General features: G+C 62.8%; 14 protein-coding genes. All 14 read right to left on the bottom strand.

Annotation, left to right across the window (positions count from 1 at the left end):
• Positions 1 to 38: 38 nt before the first annotated feature.
• A complete protein-coding gene (purF, locus tag OXH74_RS17365) occupies positions 39 to 1,544 on the bottom strand; it encodes an amidophosphoribosyltransferase (RefSeq protein ID WP_375738089.1) in 1,506 nt (501 codons plus the stop codon).
• 92 nt (positions 1,545 to 1,636) lie between these two features.
• Positions 1,637 to 2,149 carry a CvpA family protein gene (locus OXH74_RS17360; protein ID WP_375738088.1) on the bottom strand — a complete coding sequence of 171 codons (513 nt, stop codon included), beginning with the start codon at positions 2,147 to 2,149 and terminating at the stop codon, positions 1,637 to 1,639.
• Between the two features lie 95 nt (positions 2,150 to 2,244).
• Entirely contained in the window at positions 2,245 to 2,916 is a 672-nt protein-coding gene (locus OXH74_RS17355; RefSeq protein WP_375738087.1) for an SPOR domain-containing protein, read from the bottom strand.
• A 6-nt stretch (positions 2,917 to 2,922) separates the two neighbouring features.
• Positions 2,923 to 4,209: a bifunctional tetrahydrofolate synthase/dihydrofolate synthase gene (folC, locus tag OXH74_RS17350; RefSeq protein ID WP_375738086.1), complete on the bottom strand. Its 1,287-nt coding sequence runs from the start codon at positions 4,207 to 4,209 to the stop codon at positions 2,923 to 2,925.
• On the bottom strand, positions 4,206 to 5,078 hold the full coding sequence (gene accD, locus OXH74_RS17345) for an acetyl-CoA carboxylase, carboxyltransferase subunit beta (RefSeq protein ID WP_375738085.1): 873 nt from the start codon (positions 5,076 to 5,078) through the stop codon (positions 4,206 to 4,208). The genes folC and accD overlap by 4 nt, the downstream gene beginning before the upstream one ends.
• 278 nt (positions 5,079 to 5,356) lie before the next feature.
• Entirely contained in the window at positions 5,357 to 5,989 is a 633-nt protein-coding gene (locus OXH74_RS17340) for a phosphoribosylanthranilate isomerase (protein ID WP_375738084.1), read from the bottom strand.
• Between the two features lie 56 nt (positions 5,990 to 6,045).
• Positions 6,046 to 6,903: a tRNA pseudouridine(38-40) synthase TruA gene (gene truA, locus OXH74_RS17335; protein WP_375738083.1), complete on the bottom strand. Its 858-nt coding sequence runs from the start codon at positions 6,901 to 6,903 to the stop codon at positions 6,046 to 6,048.
• Positions 6,904 to 7,400: 497 nt separating this feature from the next.
• Positions 7,401 to 7,703: a hypothetical protein gene (locus tag OXH74_RS17330; protein ID WP_375738082.1), complete on the bottom strand. Its 303-nt coding sequence runs from the start codon at positions 7,701 to 7,703 to the stop codon at positions 7,401 to 7,403.
• Between the two features lie 9 nt (positions 7,704 to 7,712).
• A complete protein-coding gene (locus tag OXH74_RS17325; protein ID WP_375738081.1) occupies positions 7,713 to 8,153 on the bottom strand; it encodes a cell wall hydrolase in 441 nt (146 codons plus the stop codon).
• A 236-nt stretch (positions 8,154 to 8,389) separates the two neighbouring features.
• Positions 8,390 to 10,573 (bottom strand): WD40/YVTN/BNR-like repeat-containing protein, encoded by a 2,184-nt coding sequence (locus tag OXH74_RS17320; protein WP_375738080.1) that lies wholly within the window; start codon positions 10,571 to 10,573, stop codon positions 8,390 to 8,392.
• A 12-nt stretch (positions 10,574 to 10,585) separates the two neighbouring features.
• A complete protein-coding gene (locus OXH74_RS17315) occupies positions 10,586 to 12,073 on the bottom strand; it encodes a hypothetical protein (RefSeq protein WP_375738079.1) in 1,488 nt (495 codons plus the stop codon).
• Positions 12,074 to 12,505: 432 nt separating this feature from the next.
• A complete protein-coding gene (locus OXH74_RS17310; protein WP_375738078.1) occupies positions 12,506 to 14,254 on the bottom strand; it encodes a hypothetical protein in 1,749 nt (582 codons plus the stop codon).
• Positions 14,254 to 14,757: a hypothetical protein gene (locus tag OXH74_RS17305; RefSeq protein ID WP_375738077.1), complete on the bottom strand. Its 504-nt coding sequence runs from the start codon at positions 14,755 to 14,757 to the stop codon at positions 14,254 to 14,256. Before OXH74_RS17305 ends, OXH74_RS17310 begins: the two co-directional genes overlap by 1 nt.
• A 37-nt stretch (positions 14,758 to 14,794) precedes the next feature.
• Positions 14,795 to 18,433: a phage tail tape measure protein gene (locus OXH74_RS17300; protein WP_375738076.1), complete on the bottom strand. Its 3,639-nt coding sequence runs from the start codon at positions 18,431 to 18,433 to the stop codon at positions 14,795 to 14,797.
• Positions 18,434 to 18,566: the final 133 nt, after the last annotated feature.

Genomic DNA, 18,566 nt, shown 5'->3' with positions numbered 1-18,566 from the left:
AGCCGCCCGCGAGCAACCGGTCGCTTACCGCTGGCCGCTTAGTTGTTGTACAGATCGATGATGGCGCTGACCGCGTGGGCCTTGGCCTTGGACGCATCGTTACGCGCCTGCTCGATCTTGTTCAGGTAGACCTCATCGACGTCGCCGGTGATGTACTTGCCATCGAACACAGCACAGTCGAAGTGATCGATCTTCACTTTTCCGCCGCCAACAGCGTCGATCAGGTCCGGCAGGTCCTGGTACACCAACCAGTCGGCACCGATCAACTCGGCCACTTCTTCGGTGGTCCGGTTGTGGGCAATCAGCTCATGGGCGCTGGGCATGTCGATGCCGTAGACGTTGGGGTAGCGCACCGCCGGTGCGGCCGAGCAGAAGTAGACGTTCTTCGCGCCGGCTTCACGGGCCATCTGGATGATCTGCTTGCAGGTGGTACCGCGCACGATGGAGTCGTCCACCAGCATCACGTTCTTGCCGCGGAACTCCAGCTCGATGGCATTGAGCTTCTGGCGTACGGATTTCTTGCGTGCCGCCTGGCCCGGCATGATGAAGGTACGGCCGATGTAGCGGTTCTTCACGAAGCCTTCGCGGAACTTCACGCCCAGGTGGTTAGCCAACTCCAGTGCTGCGGTGCGGCTGGTGTCCGGGATAGGGATGACCACGTCGATGTCATGGTTCGGACGTTCGCGCTGGATTTTTTCGGCCAGCTTCTCACCCATGCGCAGGCGCGCCTTGTAGACCGAAATGCCGTCCATGATCGAGTCCGGGCGGGCCAGGTAGACGTGCTCGAAGATGCACGGTGAGTATTCCGGGCTGGTGGCGCACTGGCGGGTGAACAGCTTGCCTTCCTCGGTAATGTACACCGCTTCGCCGGGAGCCAGGTCGCGGATCAGGGTGAAGCCGAGCACGTCCAGAGCAACACTCTCGGAGGCAATCATGTACTCCACGCCTTCATCGGTGTGACGCTGGCCGAAGACGATCGGGCGAATCGCGTGCGGATCGCGGAAGCCAACAATGCCGTACCCGGTGATCATCGCCACTACCGCGTAACCGCCACGGCAGCGCTGGTGCACACCGGAAACGGCAGCGAACACGTCTTCCTCGGTGGGCTGCAGCTTGCCGCGATGGGCCAGCTCGTGGGCAAACACGTTGAGCAGCACTTCCGAATCGGAATTGGTGTTTACATGACGCAGGTCGGACTCGTAGATTTCCTTGGCTAGCTGTTCGACGTTGGTCAGATTGCCATTGTGTGCCAGGGTGATGCCGTAAGGCGAGTTGACGTAGAACGGCTGGGCCTCGGCAGAACTGGACGAGCCTGCGGTGGGATAGCGCACGTGACCGATGCCCATGCTGCCCACCAAGCGCTGCATGTGGCGCTGCTGGAAGACGTCGCGGACCAGGCCATTATCCTTGCGCAGGAACAACCGGCCGTCATGGCTGGTCACGATACCGGCAGCGTCCTGGCCGCGATGCTGAAGGACGGTAAGCGCGTCATACAGCGCCTGATTGACGTTCGACTTACCGACGATACCGACGATGCCACACATGTGACGCAACCCCTGCTAGTAGTTCAGGCTAATTCCGAATGCCCTCCCCGCCCGGTTGGACCGGGGAAGGGCACGCTTCTGGGTGCTACGCATCAGCTGGGTGAACTGATGCCGCTTGCAAGCCACTGACTGGTGAAGCCCAGAATGAGGTTCTTCGACCAGTCAGCGACCATGAGAAAATGCGGCAGCAATGTCGATTGCTGCCACCAAGGATCCTGTTGTACCGGTGCCAGGCTGAGCAGGCCGACCAGCAACACCACCAGCAAAGCCCCGCGCGCCGCGCCGAAGGCCATGCCGAGAACACGGTCAGTGCCGTCCATACCGGTAACCCTGACCAGCTCGCCGATCAGGAAATTGATCAAGGCCCCCACCAGCAGGGTGGCGACGAAAAGAATGGCGCAGGCCGCAATGATACGGGCCGATGGCATTTCGATGAATTCGCTGAGGTGCAGCGACAGGGCGCCGCCGAAGGTCCAGGCAACGACGCCTGCGACTACCCACGTGAGCAGCGAAAGCGCTTCCTTGACGAAGCCGCGTTTCAAACTGACCAGACTGGAAATGGCGATGATGGCGATGATCGCCCAATCGACCCAGGTAAATGCCACAGTGCAGCCCACAAACTGAAAAGGCGCTGCATTTTAGCAGAGCCCTTCAACTCCGGTAACCCGCGGATCAGAAAGGTCCCAATTATCCTTTCCGATCAGCCCTTTTCCGGCTGAAAGCGGACGACGAAACCATTCAGCTTCTGCTGACGGCTCAGCTGGTCGCGCAGGCGATTCGCTTCTGCCCGCTCGATGACCGGGCCGACGAACACACGATTCATGCCTTCCACGCTGCGGATATAAGCGTTGTAGCCCTGACCGCGCAGAGTTTTCTGTAGGTTTTCTGCACTCGCCCGGCTTGACAGGCTGGCCAACTGGATGGACCAACTGACCGGCAGGCCATTGGCATCCAGGCGCTTCTCTTCCACTTTCGCCACCGCGGGCGGCGGCGCCTGCAAGGCCGGAGCGGGTGCCGGAGGGGCCACCGGCTGCTCGACCGGAGCACCGGGGGCAGCGGATGGAGCCGGCTGGGCAGGAGCCGGTGCTGACTCAGGCACCGGAACAACATCGGGTGTCACGGCCTGGTCACCCGTAGCCGGATCCAGCGGCGGGACAGGCTCCTGCGGGAGCGCCTGGGGCTCGGGGACCTGCACCTGCTCAAGCTCAACCGGCGGCATCTCCGGCGCTTTCGGCATAGGTGGCGCCTCGACGACTACCTGGCGCAACTCATCCTCACGACTGAAAAGCATGGGCAAGAAGATCACAGCCAGTGCTACGAGCACCAGCGCACCAACGATGCGTTGCTTGAGTCCCTTGTCCAGCACAGCCATTCCCCTTCACTCCCCCTCTGCGAGGCGCTCCAGCCAGCTCAGGGCTTCCGCCACGCAATAAAACGAACCGAACACCAGGATCTCATCTTCGGCCGCAGCATGCTCACACGCGGCGTCGAGTGCCTCGGCGATATTTTCGTGGACACTGACGCTTGCGTGAAGATTCGTCAATGCCGCATGCAGCTCGTCAGCGGGTCGAGTGCGCGGAGTGGGCAGCGGAGCAACGTTCCAATGCGCCAGCTGCGCTTGCAACGGACGCAAGACGCCAACGAGGTCCTTGTCGGCCAGCAAGCCAAACACGGCAAGACGACGCCCTGCGATAGGACGGCTCATCAAGCGTTGCGCCAAATACTCCGCCGCGTGGGGGTTATGGCCAACGTCCAGCAGGAGGGTGACTGGCTTGCCACGCCACATGGCACCACGGCGATCCAGGCGCCCGGTCACATGCGTGGCCGCCAACGCATCCTGCAGAGCCGCTGGCTGCCACGGCAAGCCAAGCAATGCATAAGCCTCCAGGGCCAGGGCGGCGTTTTCCATCGGCAGATCAAGCAAAGGCAGGTCGTGCAGCTCAAGCACCTTGCCGGTGCTATCCAGACCACGCCAGTGCCAGGTCGACTCGCCAAGCGCGAGATCAAAATCCCGCCCCCGGAGGAACAGCGGTGCCCGCAAGCTGCCGGCCTGCTCGAGCAGCGGCCCGGGCGGATCAAGATCCCCACAAAGCGCCGGCACACCGTGCCGGAAGATCCCTGCTTTCTCGAACGCTACGCTCTCCCGGGTATCACCCAGCCAGTCGGCATGGTCCAGGCCGATGCTGGTGACCAGCGCGAGGTCGGCATCGACCAGATTGACGGCATCCAGCCGGCCACCCAGGCCAACCTCCAGAACCACGACATCGAGATTCGACCGCTGGAACAACCAGAACGCTGCCAGCGTCCCCATCTCGAAGTACGTCAGTGAAATCTCACCACGCGCGGCCTCAACAGCGGCGAACGCATCGCAGAGCGACTGGTCATCGGCTTCCCGACCATCGATATTGACCCGTTCGTTGTAGCGCAGCAGGTGAGGCGAACTGTAGACGCCGACCTTCTTGCCCTGGGCACGCAGCAACGAGGCGAGGAAGGCGCAGGTCGAACCCTTGCCATTTGTGCCCGTGACCGTGACCACTTTCGGCGCCAGCTTGCCAAGACCAAGCCTGGCCGCAACCGCGCGACTGCGATCCAGCCCCATGTCGATTGCGGTGGGATGGAGCCGCTCTAGATAGTCGAGCCAGTCGGCAAGGGTTCTCTGCGTCATGCGACAACCGGCGAAGACTGGCGTGTCATCTGGGCGAGCAAGCGACCCAGGCGGTCACGCAGTTCAGCACGCGGAATGATCATATCGATGGCGCCATGCTCCAGCAGGAACTCGCTGCGCTGGAAGCCTTCCGGCAGTTTTTCGCGAACAGTTTGCTCAATCACTCGCGGTCCTGCGAAGCCGATCAGGGCACGCGGCTCGCCAACGATCACATCGCCCAGCATCGCCAGACTGGCGGAAACGCCACCGTAGACTGGGTCGGTCAGCACAGAGATGAACGGAATGCCTTCTTCACGCAGGCGGGCCAGCGCTGCCGAGGTCTTGGCCATCTGCATCAGTGAAATCAGCGCTTCCTGCATACGCGCACCGCCGGAAGCAGAGAAGCAGACCAGCGGGCAACGCTGCTCAAGGGCTGCATTGGCGGCGCGAACGAAACGCTCACCCACGATAGCGCCCATCGAGCCGCCCATGAAGGAGAACTCGAACGCACAGGCGACCACTGGCATCTTGTGCAGAGTGCCGCGCATCGCAATCAGGGCATCCTTCTCACCGGTATCCTTCTGCGCGGCGGAGAGACGATCCTTGTACTTCTTGCTGTCACGGAATTTGAGGCGATCCACCGGTTCAAGGTCAGCACCCAGTTCCTCGCGCCCCTCCGGATCAAGGAAGATGTTCAGGCGAGTGCGCGCATTGATGCGCATGTGATGGTTGCACTTGGGGCAAACGTCCAGCGTCTTTTCGAGCTCCGGCTTGTACAGCACCGCCTCGCAGGACGGGCACTTGTGCCAGAGGCCTTCGGGCACCGAGCTTTTCTTCACCTCGGAACGCATGATCGAAGGGATCAGCTTGTCTACCAGCCAGTTGCTCATGCTCTAGTTCTCCACAGCTTTCAGGCTCGGGCACGCGCCGTCAATCCAGCCCCGCGCATGCCCTTGAGCGAATTCAATGTTGCGACCCAATCTGGCGCAGCGTGCACCAGCGTCATATCGACCAAGGCCGTCTCTCGAACAATCCAGACCCGTTCGACGCAGCCTCGCTGCGCGCCCCGCGGGCCGTGCCTACTCGGGCAACTCGCTTATGGACGGCAGTGGGCAGCCGTCCGTCACATATGCAGGCAACGCGCCAGAAGGGGATCCTGCCAATCGACCTATAAGCCCGAACCACCGAGTCGTGCCTGGTCAACGAAGGCACGCACCTTGTCGGCATCCTTGATTCCCTTGCTCGATTCCACCCCACCACTGACATCAACGGCATAAGGATGGACCTGGCGAACTGCCGCAGCGACGTTCGCGGGGGTCAAGCCACCTGCCAGCACCACCGGTTTTGAAAGATCGTGCGGCACCAGATCCCAGTCGAAAGCCTCTCCGGTCCCCCCGGGAATGCCTGGGACATAAGTATCCAGCAGCACGCCCGAAGCATTCGGGTAGCGCGCGACCGCAGCAGTGATATCGTCTCCCGGCCTGACCCTCAAGGCCTTGATGAAGGGCCGCCCATAACCGACGCAATCCTCTGGACTTTCGTTGCCGTGGAACTGCAACAGGTCCAGCGGGACCTCAGCAAGGATGCGTTGCAATTCTGACCGTGGCATGTCAACGAAGAGGCCGACGCTGGTCACGAAGGGCGGTAGCGCAGCGATGATCGCCTTGGCTTTCTCGACGCTCACTGCCCGAGGACTCTTGGCGTAGAACACCAGGCCGATGGCATCCGCGCCAGCGGCAGCGGCGACCAAGGCGTCTTCGACACGGGTGATTCCGCAGATTTTGACGCGAACAGCTGACAAGATGCTGGCACCTTCAAGGTAAAGGCCAAGGATGTTAGCAAAGGACCACGACAGCGTCAGCCGGCGACATCCACAAGACCGGAAAGGAAGTGCGGACCGAGGTAGCGCTCGGGTAGCTGGAACTCCTCCGGATATTCCACGCGCACCAGATACAGCCCATACGGATGAGCGGTGACCCCCCCCTCGTGCCGACTGCGCGCCTCAAGCACCTGCTGCGCCCACTCCACCGGCCGCTCCCCGGCACCGATAGTCATCAGCACACCAGCAATGTTCCGCACCATGTGGTGGAGGAAAGCATTGGCGCGAACGTCCAGTACGATGAAACGCCCCTGCTCGATGACCTGCAGGTGGTGAACGGTCTTGATCGGAGACTTGGCCTGGCATTGGCTTGCGCGAAATGCGTTGAAATCATGGGTGCCGACCAGGCACCGAGCTGCTTCACGCATGCGCTCGATATCCAGCGGGCGATGGTTCCAGGTCACTTCTTCAGCCAGGTGGGCAGGCCTGATGGAATCGTTGTAGATCACATAGCGGTAACGCCGCGCCATGGCACTGAAGCGCGCGTCGAAATGCTTGGGCATCTCTTGCGCCCAGGTCACGCTGATATCACCCGGCAGGTTCATGTTGGCGCCCATGACCCAGGAATGCATGGTGCGGACTACCGGCGTATCGAAGTGCACCACCTGGCCACTGGCATGCACCATGGCATCAGTACGCCCCGCGCAACTGAGAGCCACCGGGGCGCCACCAGCGACTTTGGCAAGAGCCTTTTCCAAGGATTCCTGGATCGACGGAACACCTGCCCGTTGACGCTGGAAGCCCCTATAGCGCGAGCCTTTGTACTCGACGCCGAGTGCGATTCTGTAAATGCCAGCGGCAGCCGAAGGGGCTGCCGGAGAGTCTTTATCAATCAAGGACTTATAGCCTTTTCGTTTCCACAACGGCGCAAATTATACCGGGCTGGAAGCCTAGTGCCACGCGGGGACCGGTTTTAGTTGCGGAAACGATTTTGAGGGCATTTCGGTCACGCCGAAATCTCCTTCCTTTATATAGGAAGGCGCAGTCAATGGAAGGCCCTTCCGTCCCTTCCCGGCCCGATTCATTGCCGTGTCCAAGCCTGGGACACCGTAGCCAATCGCTGAAACTCCTTTCAGATCAAGACCTTGAGTACGAAAACAGCGCCCCGCAATGGGGCGCTTTGCAAGGTTTTCCACCTCAATGAAATCAAATACTTACGGTTGGGTTTTGGGGAAGATCTCCCCCCTATTTTACGGCCTCAATCAAGCCGGCCTTCCCCGCCGCGCACTCCTTGTAGAGCCCGGCCAGTTCGATATCGAGGAGCAGCAGCTCGCCCATGTCCAGCTTCGCTGGTACGGCCGGGATTGGCGGGCAGGGCTGTAGCAGGCCAGCGTCAATTCTGGCGGGCGGACTCGAGGAGCAGGCGGCCAGCATCAGGCACAACGCAATCACGGTAGATCGTTTCACGCAGCACCTCCGTCCGGCCCTGCTGGTAGATGGTCTTGTTCTCCACGCGGATGCCGGCGATCTGCGCCAGGGTCTTGCCGGAGATCTCGCGTACCAGGGCAGCGGACTGTTCCAGTGCCTGCCGGTCGCGCTCCAGGTCGTAACCCACTTTCCAGGCATGGACCTGCCAGCCCACGGCAAGTGAGATGATCGCGACCGCCAGGTAGGCGGCCAAGCGAGCCTGATCCATGAACACCTCCTATGGCACATCGCGGTAGAAGAGATGGCGACCGATCTTGCAGCTATGCTTGGCCGGCGGTGCCGTCCACTTCGGCGCCCGCGGCAGCACGGTCGAGTAGTAGTGGGTGGCCTTCCCCGTTGGGTCGGGCTGCCGCCCCTCGATCACAGTGACCGCCGCCTCGCGAGCACGCATGTACTCACTGGCCGGGATCGTCTTCTCACCACGCAGGTAGGCCGAGTTCGGGTCGTTCTGGTTCCAGCAGCTGAACTGCCAGGGCGCCTTGCACACCCCTTCGTAGCCCTCCCCCCACCAGTCCGGCTTGCCGTCGTTGCCTAGGTCCATCTCCACCCGGTTGCGAATCGCCCAGCCGACCGCCACCTGCCCGGCCATCCCCTCCCCCCGCGCTTCGCCCCAGATCGTGCGGGCGAGCACGTCTATATCGCGCTCTATTTGCGACATGCTGTTCTCCAGAAATGAAAAACCCGCCGAAGCGGGGCTGATGTGCGGAGTTGGGGTTACCAGGCGAACGACTGGACCTCGTGAATGGAAATGGCGGCCACAACCTGGCCTGCCAGGGGATGGTTTCCACCGTTAAGGCGCAAGGGGTCAAGAAAGGTCGTCCCCTGAGTGAGGCTCAGGTCTAGTCGGGCCGGCTGCATGGCTGGCTTCTCCTTGAAGGCAGTGAGGTTGGGCGGTTACAACGCCTTGATGAACGAACGGCCGTCCCCGGCTGGCAGGACGAAGTGCGTGGTCATGTCGAAGTCGGGGCTGTAGGTGGCTAGGTAGCCGCTGCTGCCACCAACCAGGACGCGCCCGCCAGCCGCCAGCACCCGCCTGGGGGCCGGCGAGCTTTCGCTGGGAAATGACCAGGCGAGAGACTCCCAGGCCTCACCGTCCTGCGAGGTGAGCACCTTGGGGTGACCGGCGGCCAGCACGAATGCGCCGTCGCCGAACGCCAACTGCTGCGCGTTCGCCGGAGCCGGAGCGACGACTTCCCAGGCCAGACCATCGCGGGAGATGTAAACCCGGCTGGAGTCCACGGCGACGAACCGCCCATTGCCAAAGGCCAGTCCGACAGGACTCCCGATCACATCGAAGTGCGTCGTCCAGGTAATGGCATCCAGGCTGGTCAGGGTCGTCGTGCCGGTCGTGGTCAACACCCAGCGCCCCGCTCCATAGGCGATCAAGGCCGTCCCGCCACCGGACACCGCAGCTACAGTCCAGGTCACCCCGTCAGTGCTGCTCGCACAGAAGTTCCCATAGATGATTGCGAAGCGCCCACCACCGAACGCCGCCACACCCGCGCTGTTGCTTTCCAGACCGCTGATCGTGGCGAGGCTCCAGGTCTCGCCATCGGCGCTGGTCATGACCTTGCCGGAACCGCAGCCGACCACGAACAGCCCATTGCCATGGACGGCAGAGGTCGGGCTAGCGCTGAAAGGTAACTCGATCCGCGTCCAGGTCTGGCCATCAGCGCTGACCACCAGATCACCGGCACTGGAGATGGCCACGTATTTTCCGGCGCCGTACGCCAACGCTTTGATGTCCGACGTCCCTGCCAGGTTGATTTTCCGGGCCCAGGTACCGCCCTCTGGGCGAAAGAACAACAAAGCACTGTTACCGCCAACCACCTCTAGCACGCCATCGTCGAAGAAGGCCCTGACGTCGGCTCCACCCGGTAGCGGGTTGGCGAAGGCGGTCCAAGTGACCCCGTCAGTGGATTCCAGCACTGAGGCGCCAGACAGCAATACACGCCCGCCGCTGGCCACGAAGGCGTCGTTGACCACGTGGCCGGGGTTGTTGCTGGTCCAGGTACTGCCATCGCTGCTGGTGTACGCCAGGCTGGTGTCGTAGGTGACGAAGCCACTGGCCACAGCTCCCACAGCGTTGAGGGTGGAGGTGGTACCGGAGGTGCCCAGGGTCCAGGTCAGGCCATCGGCACTGTAGGCCACCTTGCCTGAGGCCCCGACGACAACAAATCGGCCATTACCATAGGCCACGCCGAGGATCGCCGTGGTGCCGAACTGGCTGGTGCGCAGGGTCCAGGTGATGCCGTCCGGGCTGGTCGCCAGCTTGCCTGAGTCGGCGACCGCGACGAACAGCCCCCCGCCAAAGGCCACGCTGCGGATCACAGTGGAAGAGAACGGCGAGGTCGCGAGCGTCCAGGTTAGGCCATCGGTGCTGTAGCCGATCCGGCCAGTATTGCCAACCGCGACAAATACTCCGGCACCGAAGGCGAGGCCGTTGGCCAATACGCTGACGCTCGCCGCGTCGATCAGCGTGCTGGCCGTCCAGGTCGCGCCGCCATTGGTGCTGCGCACCAGCTGGCTCGACCCGGTGAAGCTGATCAGGTAGACGCCATTTCCCTGGCTGATCGGGCCTGGTGTATCGGTCGCTTGAGGACGCAGGACCGACGAACGGCGCAGCCGCGCCAGGCGATCGCCCAACAGGGCATGCAGCGCCGGATAGGCACTCTTTTCCTTTACGCTGCCGTCCACCGCCAGCCATTCCGCGCCCAAGTTCCGGATAGAGGCAAGCTGGTCACCGATCTGCGCACTGCCACCCTGCCCCAGTTCGGCCAACGCCCCCGCTGTCAGGCGAACGCTGACCTTCGTGCCCACTACCCAGTCACGCGCCACAGTACCTTCCTGCGCCCGCGTGACCGTCAGCAGGCCGGACTCATTGGCCGTAGCGATAACGATCTCCCAGGCCACTTCCTTGCCCGAGGCATCCGCTTCCGCCAGGGTCAGGCGATAGGTGTCGCCACCACCCAGGCCCACGAGTAGTGCTGCATCGGCCGGCGCGACGCTCAGCTGCCCGGCCGCAGCCGGGGCCGGCGCCTGCAGAGCGCTTTCCCAGTTATTGATGAATCGCTGCATGGTGTCTCCCAATCAAACCCAGCAAACAGGTGAGGTTTCCAGCCAAACGGCTGCCCCGGTGTGAGGGCTCCAGGCGCCGTAGCGCCGTTCGGTCGTCCCAGTCGTCACGCTGCCGCTGGCGGTACCCGTCGGCGTAGCCGGCGGGTGGTAGGCGCGGCCGCCTGGCCGATCAGCGCCTAGGCCGATGACCTGTGGCGCATAGCGGATCACGTCCAGGTGGTCGTTGAAGGTGGTGGCGTTACTCTCGACAAACAGCATTCCGGAGATCACGTAAGCGCGGGCCGCGTCGAACGGCACCGAGACCCAGTCCAGGTGGTTTGCAGCACCACTGGCGCTGTCCGTATAGGGAATGCCGTCCGTGGTCACGGTCCGCTGCCAGCTCATCGTGCCCGGGTTGATCCCGTTCATGACCTCGTTGGCCGTACCCTCCCACGCACCGGAAAGCTGACAGCGCACAACCCCGCCGACCTCGATGGAAGCCGTCCAGCTCGCTGCTCCGGTGCAATCCCGGCCATCAGGGGTAGGCTCCTGCAGATTCACCGAGCCCGCCCAGGCCACGACCAAATCGACGTCCCGTCGAATGCCGGCGGCGTCGTACCAGATACTCAGGGTGCGTCGAATATCCACGCTGACCGGGCCGCTGTAGACCTTGCAGGTTCTGCCGCCCCACTCGTTGAAGTTCCCTTCGCCCGGCGGCGTCGGCGTGCTGGCCAGCTGGAAGCGCCACTCGTCTGGGTTTTCAAATGGTGGCCCGTAGTAGAAACCGGCCAGGTAATCCGGCCCCAGGTCGAACGAGCTGGTCACCTGCGACACTGCCGTGCGCGCCTTCACGACACCGCAGGTCACGGTCGCCGCCTCACCAGGTCCGCTGATCGTCATTTCAAGGAACGAATAGGGCCAGCGGATCTGCGTCTCTGTCGACGTCATCCGGCGCTGATGCACCATCAGAATCGCCGCCGAACCATCGGGCTTGATCGACTCCAAACGCAAACGCCCCGAGGACGGCGGTGCCGGCCCATCCACGCCCCAGCCAGAACTGACTGAATAGCTGTGGCTTTCAGCGGCCACACCGAACTCACCGAAGCGTTTCAGGGTCACCGTTCCAGACCAGGCCGTCCCGAAGCTACGCACGGTGTTCTCGTCGAGATTGGTGCAACGCACCAACCAGCGCACACCGTTCGGGTCAATGTAGATCCAGCCATCCAGTGCCCTGCCCCACAGGTCATGACGGTCACCGGAGAGCCCAGCGGTGTTGTGCCACTGCCGCCCGGCTACAGCATCGGCCGCCAACTCCTCTGCCGAGCGAACCACCTCAGCGACACCCGGGACCTTGATCAGGTGTGCGTCACCCCAGGTGTCGGGGATGGCAGTGAAATTGCCGCTGATGGTGTCGTAGTGTGCGGATGGTTGCGGCCAGGCCATGGTCTCGCCATTGGGCAGGGTCAGCACCCCGCCTCGAACCGGACCGTGCCAAGGGCAACCCCAAACAGGTTTCGTCATGCCGCCCCCGGATCTGCCAGCTGAACCACAACGGATGCTCCGCTCGCGTCGACAAGGCTCAAGGTCCTAATGGCCGGCATCATGAACAGCCCGTCACTGCTCGGCAGTCCCGCAGGCCAATACTCCCGGGCCGAAATATCCGCCTCATTCAACGGGCTGGCGATGCACCCGCCGCCGGTGGCCGGTGGCGTATAAGTCCCCCGTCCCCGCTGCGCCGGCAGCGCCCCGACCGGGGCAACCGGAGACAAGGTGCGGCGCGTCCGCTGCGGACCGGATAGCGCCTGCAGATCACTGACAATGTCGGAGCCCCGGCGCTCAGTTTCCATCGCGGTGCCGATCGCCCGGCGGTTCCGCTCATTGTCCCGACCCAGCTGGCGCCGTGCCGCCTCGTTTGCACGGCCGATTGCCCGGCGCTCATCTCCTAGTGCCATGTCATAGCTCCAGCAAATCGTTGGGGATGGCCACGCGGTACGTTACGGTCGTGCTGGCCTGGTGCTCGTCGCGCAGCTCGGCCGGGATCTCGGCGGCCTCCACATCCATCCGGCGCGGGAACACCTCCAGCTCGGTGTCCTGCACCGACGAGTAGTTACCCGCAAAGCCGTCCAGTTCGTCGTCATAGGCCGGACTGGTGAACTTCCCGCCCAGCTGAGTCGCTAAGCCGCTGCCGGTGATGCCACCGCCTTCCTCAGGCGGCAACGCGCCGGGGCGGGCCGGGATGGCCAGCGGATCGCCCTCGCCGCCGCCGCGCATCACGCTGATGGTCAGCTCGGTCAGGCATTCGCCTGTTTCGAAGTTCAACCGGTCGGTGAGCCGCGAGCATTTGCCCATTGCCCGGACGTACTGGTCCTCGAGCTTGAGCGTGTGCAGCAGGTCGATATTCAGCGCCATCGGCGTCGGCACCGCCCAGCTCACGCGGGTCTCACGGTGAGCCGCAATAATCTCGGTGTGGGCCTTGTGCAACAGCAGGCCGAGGGTCGCCGTACGCCGCGTTTCGTCGTCGCGGTCACCCGGTTCGCCCAGGCCAGGCGCCGGGTCGGCAATTTCGCCGTTACCGTCGGCACTGCCGGTGATGGGCTTGAGGCTGTCTTCCCAGCCTTCCGGGGGCTCGATCTCGAAGGACGTCCCGTCGCGGCTGATGACCTGCTGCCCTTCCACCTGCCCGGCTTCGGTGGTCAGGATCAAGTTGTAGGTCTCGGTGACGGTCTGCACCCAGCGCAGGGCGCCGACCAAGCTGGCGCCGAGCAGCAGGTCCTCGTTGTTGTTGACCCAGGCGGCGCCATCGCCGCAGGGGTTGGCCATGGTCGGTGGCAGGCGGTACCAGTCCGCACTGACCGGTACCTGCCCACCATCGCCCACTGATCCGATCACCATGCTGATGTCCGGCAGCTCGGTGCTGTCTTGCCGCCAGGCGCAGAAGCCTTGAATGCCCCCCAGGCCCTGAGTGCCCGGATGGCTCCAGGTGTAGCTCTGCCGGTGCTCGCGGAAACGGCTGTAGCGGTAGGCGACCTCCAGCTCCAGGCGGTTGGTGACGTTGCGCAGCTGGGCCAGTTCGACGTTGACCGACTGGTACAGCGTGGTGCCCGGCCCGAACACATAGTGCGGAGCCAGCGCCGCGTACCAACTGACCACGCGCAGCTGGCCGGACGGTGAGCAATCCAGGCTGGCCGTCCGGGTGGACAGACGCTCCTGGGCATAGTCCCAGCGCGACCGCCCCTCCAGCTCATCGAACACATCGGTCGACCACAGGCCACCGACCAGGGCGTCAATCTGTACAACGCTCAGCGCTTCGACACGCTGCTGCAGGTTGTCCGTCGCGGTGATCGCCAAAGTCCGGTTCAGGGCGTCCCAGGTTGGCTCCGCGACCACCCCGGTAAAGCGGCGAGTCTGGCTGGTCACACCACCCGTGGTGCTGATGAGGTCGACAGTGACGGCACGATCGGTGATGTCGGTTGGCACTGCATCACCGGGTGGGTAGAACAGTACGAACTCGGCCACGCCGGCAGCGCCCTCCTCCCGGTCGACGCTGACCTCACCAATCAACCGCGCCGACACGTCGACGCCACCCAGGGTGACCAGCGCTCGCCAGACGAAAGCCGGGGCCGCGGCGACTTCGATGACCTGTGCCTGGCCAGTACCGCCATTCAGCGGGGCGCCGTTGAGAGAAGATCCGTTGAGCAGCATCAGACCTCCTCAGCCACGATCGACCAGCTGAAGTTGCCGCCCTCCACGCTCTCCGGCGGCGGTTCGGCGAACACCTGGAACACCGGCATCCAGCAAATCTGGTACAGGGTGGCGCCGACTACCGGCGTCAGCGTGGCCACACCCGCCACAACCACACAGGGCGTCGAAACCCACTGATCACCCACCAGTGCCAGCGCCCAGGGCGCGACGTCCGGACGCGGCGTGCCGGTCAGGGTGATGACGTTGTCGGCGCTGGTGATCGCCTGCTGCTTGGTGCAGCGCAGCTCCAGGGCGTTGTCATAGTCCAGGCCATCAAGGCCGGGGCTCATCCAGCCGGTACCGCTGAGGGTGATGCGGGTCCGGCGCCAGTGGCTCAGCTTCACCGCCGCGCCCTCGTGCAGGCGCACCGTGCTCGAGCCGCCGATGGTTTCGTAGCTCTGCGCCGGCGGGCCGGCGTGCAGCTCGATCGGTACGCCGCCGAGCATGACGCGTGGGTAGGACATGGAATTCTCCGGACAGAAAAAAGCCCGCCGGAGCGGGCTATCGCTTGCGACGGGCAGTGCCGCCGTACTTCAGCGAGGCTTTGTGCAGGGCGTCCCAGTTGTCGCCAGCCACCTGCACCGCGAACTGCTCCCCGCCTGGGAGGTGGAAGTTCAGGGTGCCGAGGGCGGTGGGCTGAGCACTCTGCAACAGGCTTGGGCTGATGGCAGGGATGCTGGGTAAGTTGCGCGCGCCCATGACTCCGCCCTCAGCAAACTTCGGAACCCGCAGGCGGTTCAGTTGATACACCAGCTCTGGACCGTAGTGCTGTACCGCCCTGGCAGTGAGGATGCCCTCGCCATTGCTGATGCGCGCCCAGATGCTGTCACTGGTACCCGTGCCAGGACCGGAGACCACACCACCTGTTGCGTATCCAGGCACGGCTGGTCCCGCAGCGCCATCAACTATGTCGCCTGCTCGCTTCAGGTTGGACGTGTCTGGCGGGATCAGCGTTATCTGGACCTGCATGTACTTCCGCCACTCATCCGCGAGCTGAAGCATTCTCTGCCGGGTCTGCTCCTCAGACTCGGTGTCTGAAACAAAGCCAACACTGATTCGCTTGAGGGCCTCGGCCTTCTGAACAAGCGACTCGACCCGCTGCTCCTGTGCTTTCAGCGCTGCTTCAGCGTTCTCCTCATCGATCTTGGCCGCCGCATCGGCAATTTGACCCAGCTCCCTGGCAATGCCCCCAAACCCGTAGGTGTTGGCTCCGGCATCGCGGAGTTGCTCCAAAATCTTCGCCGCGCGCTCGGCCTCCCTAATGGCTGTTTCGGTATCGCCTGCTCTGGCCGCATTCCTGGCATTGACCTTCGCCTGAGTTAGATCAGCAAAGGTTGGGGTACCTGACTGAGCGCCTCCGGCAAAGCTATCAGCGAGATTGGCGAATCGCTTCTGGATCTCTTCCCTGCGCTTCCTGACCTGCTCCAATCGCTTGTTGGCTTTCTCATGCTCATTGAGCACGTCAGACAGCTGAGACTTGACCTTGTCGATCTCAGATTTGCGGATGGCATCCTGCCGAGCCTGAAACGACTCCTCGGACTTGAGGCGGTCTTTCTGGGCCTGCTCGATAGCGTCGTAAGCCTTCTGGTACTCCCGAGCCTGACGGGCGGCAGCCAACGCTTCATCACTTACAGGCGCGGACGAACCATTCTTCTCCATGTCAGCCCGGCTGATCTGTTCGGCCAACTTGGAGTAGTACATCTGAGCGTTCTTCAGCCGCTCCAAGTACGAGTTACGCTCTGTCTCCGTGAGATTGCTGACCTCCTGCGCGGTAAGGACCAAGGTGTCACGGTATGGCTGCCCAGCAATGACTGCCTGATCCAGCGATCTTGCGTAGTCCTCTTGGGACTTCTCCAGCTCCTGGAGTTCACTATGCAGCTGATATAGCTCGTACAACTGGCCAGCAATGATTCCATACCCCCCTAACCTGAGTGCCTTACCCAGGTTCAATTTCCCAAGCACCGCTCCCAACTTGCCGAAGCGAGCCCCGAGAACATCGATCGCAGTGCCAGCCGCAGCCGCAGCAGGCGGGGTCGAGCTCAAGTGGGTGAGGAACAACGAGAACGGCCCACGGATCGCTGAAAGCACGAATGAAAATGCCTTGCCGGCCACCCCCAGGGCGACCAGGCCTATCAACGACAGCTTTACCGACTCGGGCAGCTCATTGAAGGAATTGAGCATGTCAGTCAGCAGGTTCACCAAAGGAAGACCCGCCGCGAGCGCCTGACCGAATGCCAGTTGCAGCTCGCCTACTGCAGCCTTGAAGCGAGCGACCTGCTGCGCCGGAGTGTCCTTCATGATGTCGTAGGCGCGCTGAGTCGCTCCCGCAGCTTCGTCCATCCGCTCAATCTGCTCGTTGAGCGCTTCGATGTTGTTGGTCAATGCGAGAACTGCCGTTCGACCTTCGATATCCGGCACGATCTGGCGCATGGCTGCTGCGCCGAGCTTCCTGTCTGCAATCTGCTGGAGGGTTCCCTGCAAACCATTCCAGCGGATACCCAACGCATCCATGGCCTTTGCCGCTTCCGGGGCAGGCGATGCAAGCTGAGTGATCGCGCTCCGCAGTGAGGTGATGGCAATCGGCGCCTTGATGCCTTGGACGGTCATTCGCGCCAACGCTGCGCCAATTTCGTCGAACCCGACACCGGCAGCAGCTGCAGCTGGCAAAACCTGGCCGAGCCCAGCCGCCAGTTCGTCGAACTCGACGACACCGTCCCGAATAGTCAGGAACAGCTGGTCATAGCGTTGCCCCAGATTGTCCACGCTCTCGCCATAGGCGTTGACGATCGAGACGCCTACGGACGCCGCCGTTTTTGTCTCCGACATCCCAGCGACTGCTGCTTTAGATGCTTGAGCCAGGACATCGAGGCTGCGGCCGGATTCAATGCCCGCGCCCAAAATCTCCCGCAGCGCGGCAGCGCTCTCAGTAGCCCCCTTGCCCATGTCCGTGCTGAGCTGGCGGACATTGAGCGAAAGGGTCTGCAACTGGTTACCAGTCAGGTCGGTAATTGTCGCAATGCCGGCCAGTTGCTGGCTGTAGTTCGCGAACTCATTGAACGACTGGCGCCCAAGCAAGGCCAATCCCCCAAAGGCTGCAGCCCCGGCCAAAATCTCGCTCTTGACTCTGGCTAGGCTGGTACGCCAGCCATTGGTTTGCTCCTCGAGGGAACGGGTTTGCTCGAGCATGCGCACCTGGGCCTGAATCAACTCAGCGCTAGTGAGCTGGCCACTGCTTTTCAGCAAGGCGTAGTTGCGCTGAAGCCTGGTGATTTCCGCGTTGACCTCAATGAAAGGGCGGACACCTAGTGATTCGCGAGCTCCTGCCACAGCACTCTGCAGCGCGATGTTTGGCACCTGGCGGGCTAACTCGGAGCGCAGTCGTGCCTGCTCACCCGCCAGATCGCGAGTATCCACTCCTGCGGCACGCAGCTGGGTGCGCATACGCTCAAGCTGAGCACCGTCCGACGCCGCTGCAGTAGCCAAGCGGTTCATCTCGGCAGTGACGAGTTTGTATTCCCCTTGAAGTTGGCGGGAGGTAGTGGTGCCACGCTGGAGCTCGCCACCCAGCTCAGCCAACCGTCGCTTCGCGTCCGCCAACGCACGCGGGTCGACCTGAATGCCGGAGAGACCGATTCCGCTTTGTCGGACGGTGCGCTGAAGCTTCTGGTATTCGGCCAGCGCCTTGCTGTACTGGTCCTGCAGTTGCTTCGAAGGTTCGTTGGCCCTGGCCAACTCGTTGCCCAGGTCGCGCACTCGATCACGCGCAGTCGCCAGATTTCGCTGTCCGAACTGAAGAGCATCCAGGCGTTTCGCGTTGGACTCCATGGCCCGAATACTTTCAGCAATCTGGCGATAGCTCGAGGCAGTCTTCGCATTCGCCGAGTCGAGCCGCACGAGTTCCTGCTGCATGTCGCGCAGCCGGCCTTTGGCATCCCGCAGCGCCCCGCCAGTTTTCTCCACACTGGCTTGCAACTCCTGGAATGCAGAGATACGCCCAACCGGCTGCTGAAGCACCTTGATGGCCTCGGCTGCTGCCTTGCGGAACCTATCTAGCTGGCGAATACTGCCGCTGTCATCCACTCCAAGCGTGAGCGTGACGTCCGTCATGAATGCAAAGACCTTTTTCTGGGTAATCGCCATCGCAGCGCTATGCATCGCCCCCAAGGCGGTTCTGCCCGTGGTGATCGCGCTGTTCGTGCTAGTGGGGTTGGCGTGTTTTGGACTGGCCTTCGCAGCTCTACTTTTTCCGCCGCGTCAACGCCGATAGGGTGTT

This window comes from Metapseudomonas boanensis, assembly GCF_042232855.1.
GTDB classification, from domain to species: Bacteria; Pseudomonadota; Gammaproteobacteria; order Pseudomonadales; family Pseudomonadaceae; genus Metapseudomonas; species Metapseudomonas boanensis.
This window is presented reverse-complemented; position numbering and strand designations above follow the sequence as displayed.

Excerpts from the sequence above, each read along its gene's own strand:
- purF (WP_375738089.1), bottom strand. The coding sequence starts at position 1,544 with ATGTGTGGCATCGTCGGTATCGTCGGTAAGTCGAACGTCAATCAGGCG.
- OXH74_RS17355 (WP_375738087.1), bottom strand. The coding sequence starts at position 2,916 with ATGGCTGTGCTGGACAAGGGACTCAAGCAACGCATCGTTGGTGCGCTG.
- folC (WP_375738086.1), bottom strand. The coding sequence starts at position 4,209 with ATGACGCAGAGAACCCTTGCCGACTGGCTCGACTATCTAGAGCGGCTC.
- accD (WP_375738085.1), bottom strand. The coding sequence starts at position 5,078 with ATGAGCAACTGGCTGGTAGACAAGCTGATCCCTTCGATCATGCGTTCC.
- OXH74_RS17330 (WP_375738082.1), bottom strand. The coding sequence starts at position 7,703 with ATGGATCAGGCTCGCTTGGCCGCCTACCTGGCGGTCGCGATCATCTCA.
- OXH74_RS17325 (WP_375738081.1), bottom strand. The coding sequence starts at position 8,153 with ATGTCGCAAATAGAGCGCGATATAGACGTGCTCGCCCGCACGATCTGG.
- OXH74_RS17320 (WP_375738080.1), bottom strand. The coding sequence starts at position 10,573 with ATGCAGCGATTCATCAATAACTGGGAAAGCGCTCTGCAGGCGCCGGCC.
- OXH74_RS17315 (WP_375738079.1), bottom strand. The coding sequence starts at position 12,073 with ATGACGAAACCTGTTTGGGGTTGCCCTTGGCACGGTCCGGTTCGAGGC.
- OXH74_RS17310 (WP_375738078.1), bottom strand. The coding sequence starts at position 14,254 with ATGCTGCTCAACGGATCTTCTCTCAACGGCGCCCCGCTGAATGGCGGT.
- OXH74_RS17305 (WP_375738077.1), bottom strand. The coding sequence starts at position 14,757 with ATGTCCTACCCACGCGTCATGCTCGGCGGCGTACCGATCGAGCTGCAC.
- OXH74_RS17300 (WP_375738076.1), bottom strand. The coding sequence starts at position 18,433 with ATGGCGATTACCCAGAAAAAGGTCTTTGCATTCATGACGGACGTCACG.